6 protein-coding genes are annotated in these 2,326 nt (G+C 65.9%); 3 read left to right on the forward strand and 3 right to left on the reverse strand.

The genetic code is table 11. The features are described 5' to 3' along the window. Positions 1 to 183, forward strand: a 183-nt coding sequence (locus VFA16_RS18180) for a sensor histidine kinase (protein WP_324969156.1), incomplete at its 5' end; no start/stop codon positions are given. Between the two features lie 94 nt (positions 184 to 277). On the opposite strand, the gene VFA16_RS18185 is transcribed toward VFA16_RS18180, so the two are convergent. From VFA16_RS18185 to VFA16_RS18195, 3 genes are all read right to left on the reverse strand, one after another. Beyond that, positions 278 to 436: a hypothetical protein gene (locus VFA16_RS18185; protein ID WP_324969157.1), complete on the reverse strand. Its 159-nt coding sequence runs from the start codon at positions 434 to 436 to the stop codon at positions 278 to 280. Next, positions 436 to 588, reverse strand: a complete 153-nt coding sequence (locus VFA16_RS18190) for a hypothetical protein (protein ID WP_324969158.1) — start codon at positions 586 to 588, stop codon at positions 436 to 438. The genes VFA16_RS18185 and VFA16_RS18190 overlap by 1 nt, the downstream gene beginning before the upstream one ends. A gap of 67 nt (positions 589 to 655) precedes the next feature. Beyond that, entirely contained in the window at positions 656 to 1,312 is a 657-nt protein-coding gene (locus tag VFA16_RS18195) for a hypothetical protein (RefSeq protein WP_324969159.1), read from the reverse strand. Between the two features lie 157 nt (positions 1,313 to 1,469). Between VFA16_RS18195 and VFA16_RS18200 the strand changes: the two genes are divergently transcribed. Together VFA16_RS18200 and VFA16_RS18205 are read left to right on the forward strand one after the other, a co-directional pair. Beyond that, complete coding sequence (locus VFA16_RS18200) at positions 1,470 to 1,733, forward strand: DUF2630 family protein (protein WP_324969160.1); 264 nt, start codon at positions 1,470 to 1,472, stop codon at positions 1,731 to 1,733. A gap of 45 nt (positions 1,734 to 1,778) precedes the next feature. Next, on the forward strand, positions 1,779 to 2,326 hold a 548-nt coding region (locus VFA16_RS18205; RefSeq protein WP_324969161.1), incomplete at its 3' end, for an NAD(P)-binding protein.

The raw sequence follows: 2,326 nt of genomic DNA on the forward strand, positions 1-2,326 counted from the left end.
GAGGAAGAGCGACACGTGGTTTTCGAGCGGTTCTCCCGCGGGTCCACGGCCTCGCATTCCGGCTCGGGTCTCGGGCTGGCGTTGGTGGCGCAGCAGGCTCAGCTGCACGGGGGCACCGCGTCGCTGGAGGACAGCCCGCTGGGCGGCGCGCGCCTGCTGCTGCGGCTGCCCGCGCCGACCTGAGCCTGATCTTTTGCGCCCAGTGTGCAGGTTATCGACGCGATTCGGCGAGTTCTCCACCCACAAGCTGCACAGTCGGCGACGTGAAGGCCGGACCCTACGTCTCCTCGCCCTGCGGCGGCTGTGTCGCCTCCCCGCTGACAGCAGCGCCGCCCACCGGCACTTCCCGCGTGACGCGCCGAATCATCAGCGCGGACGTCAGCAGCAAACCGAGTAAGAACGCCAGGACGATCAGCCATCCGTTCACGTCGTCCATCACCGTGTTCCTATCTCACGTGAGCCGGGCAGATCCGCGATGGCTTCGTCTTCGCTCTTGCGCCTGATCGCGACGACGGTGATCACCCAGGCAACCGCTGAGCCCACCACGAAAGCAAGCAGAGACCACAACCACTGGATCACGAAATCCACGTCGAATTCCCCTTAGCTGGCCGCGATTTCGACACGGCGATTCTTGGCGCGGCCCTCCGGCAGCTGTTCATCGCGGAGCCCCCGGTTGCGGCGGGCTCGGTGAGCCGGTCAGTGTGATCGGGCCTTTGATTTCGATCTTGTCGACGATGTTCAGATTCGGCCAGGCGTCCTCGGCTGCCTGTTCGATGGCGTCTCCCTGGTCGAGTGTTGCAGCGGTTCCCGCCAAAGTGATGGTGTCGCCGTTGACGTCGAGCTTGAAGTCGGTCATCGACGCTGCCGCGCTGAAAACCGGTCCGGCGTCGGAGAAATCGAGGGCGTTGATGTTCGGGTTGATCCGGATTCTGTCGATGACGTTGACGTCGGGACCCACCGAGCTCTTGACAGCTTCCAACAGCGCGCTCTTGGCCATGTCGTCGGGGAAGTCACCACTGAGCGTTATGTCGTTGCCTTTGCGGGTAATTGAGAGCGGAGCCAGCGATATGGCCGGGATCGGCGGTGGTTTCCGCGCAGCACCGGGGGTGCTGGTATGAGTCAGGGTCGGCACACCACTGCTCGGGCCGGTGACCGGGGAGCGGGAACGCTCAGCCAGCCCGTAGCTGATCGCTCCCAACAGCAGGGGAATCACCACCAGCGCGACCAGCCAGGCAATGCCTGGCGGGCGGCGATAGAACTTGGAGACTTTGCGCCATTGGGTGTCTGCGGGTGCTTCGCCGGAACCCGCCATGGGCCCTCCCCTAAAAACGTCGATGTCCAGACCAGTTCGGATCGCAAGCGATATGAAGCCTAAGGCAGCCGCCGATCAGCGAGCCCTCGTATCGCGAAAACATGACGACAGTCCGGTACTTGGTCAGCACCGGGCTTACCTCGGGCACACTGGACGGGTGGCAGAGGAGAGAAAACCCACCGACCAAGACACGCTGGCGCGCATCCGGGACTTGGTTGCCGAAGAAAAGACGCTACGCGACCAGCTCGTGCACAAAGACATCACCGAGTCGGAGGAGCATGCGCGCCTGCGCCGCGTCGAGACAGAACTCGACCAGTGTTGGGACCTGCTACGGCAGCGTCGGGCCCTGCGCGAAACCGGTGGTGATCCCCGAGAGGCACGGGTACGCCCGCCCGATCAAGTCGAGGGCTACCTCAGCTAACGGATCGGCGCAGTGTCTGCCGGCGCGGCGCGCGATTACGACGCAATTGTGGTCGGCGGGGGGCACAACGGGCTAGTCGCGGCCGCATATCTGGCCCGCGCCGGTCTACGGGTGCGGATTCTGGAGCGGCTGGGCCATGTGGGAGGAGCCGCGGTATCGGCGAACATCTTCGACGGCGTCGACGCGCGGCTGTCGCGGTACGCCTACCTGGTCAGCCTGCTGCCCCCGCGCATCGTCGACGATCTGGGTGCTCCCGTGCGGCTAGCACGGCGGCGGTATGCGTCCTATAGCCCCGACCCGGCCACCGCTGGGCGCACGGGTCTGCTCGTCGGGGCCCACAACACGTTCGCGGCGATCGGGGCCGCCGACGACGAATCGCGTTTCACCGAGTTCTACCGCCGCTGCCGACTGGTCACCGAACGGATGTGGCCGACGCTGCTCGAGCCGCTGCGCACCCGTGCGCAGATGCGCCGGCACGTCGTCGACCACAGTCCTGCGCAGGCCGCCGACGCGTGGCTGGCGACGACCGAGGAACCGATCGGGCACGCTATCGCCCAGGCCGTGGGCAACGACCTCGTCCGCGGTGTGATTGC

Origin of the sequence: Mycobacterium sp. (genome assembly GCF_035653355.1) — a bacterium.
Lineage (GTDB): Bacteria > Actinomycetota > Actinomycetes > Mycobacteriales > Mycobacteriaceae > Mycobacterium.

Bases quoted from the DNA above. Each gene is read 5' to 3' on its own strand.
- VFA16_RS18185 (WP_324969157.1), bottom strand. From the start codon at position 436: ATGGACGACGTGAACGGATGGCTGATCGTCCTGGCGTTCTTACTCGGT.
- VFA16_RS18195 (WP_324969159.1), bottom strand. From the start codon at position 1,312: ATGGCGGGTTCCGGCGAAGCACCCGCAGACACCCAATGGCGCAAAGTC.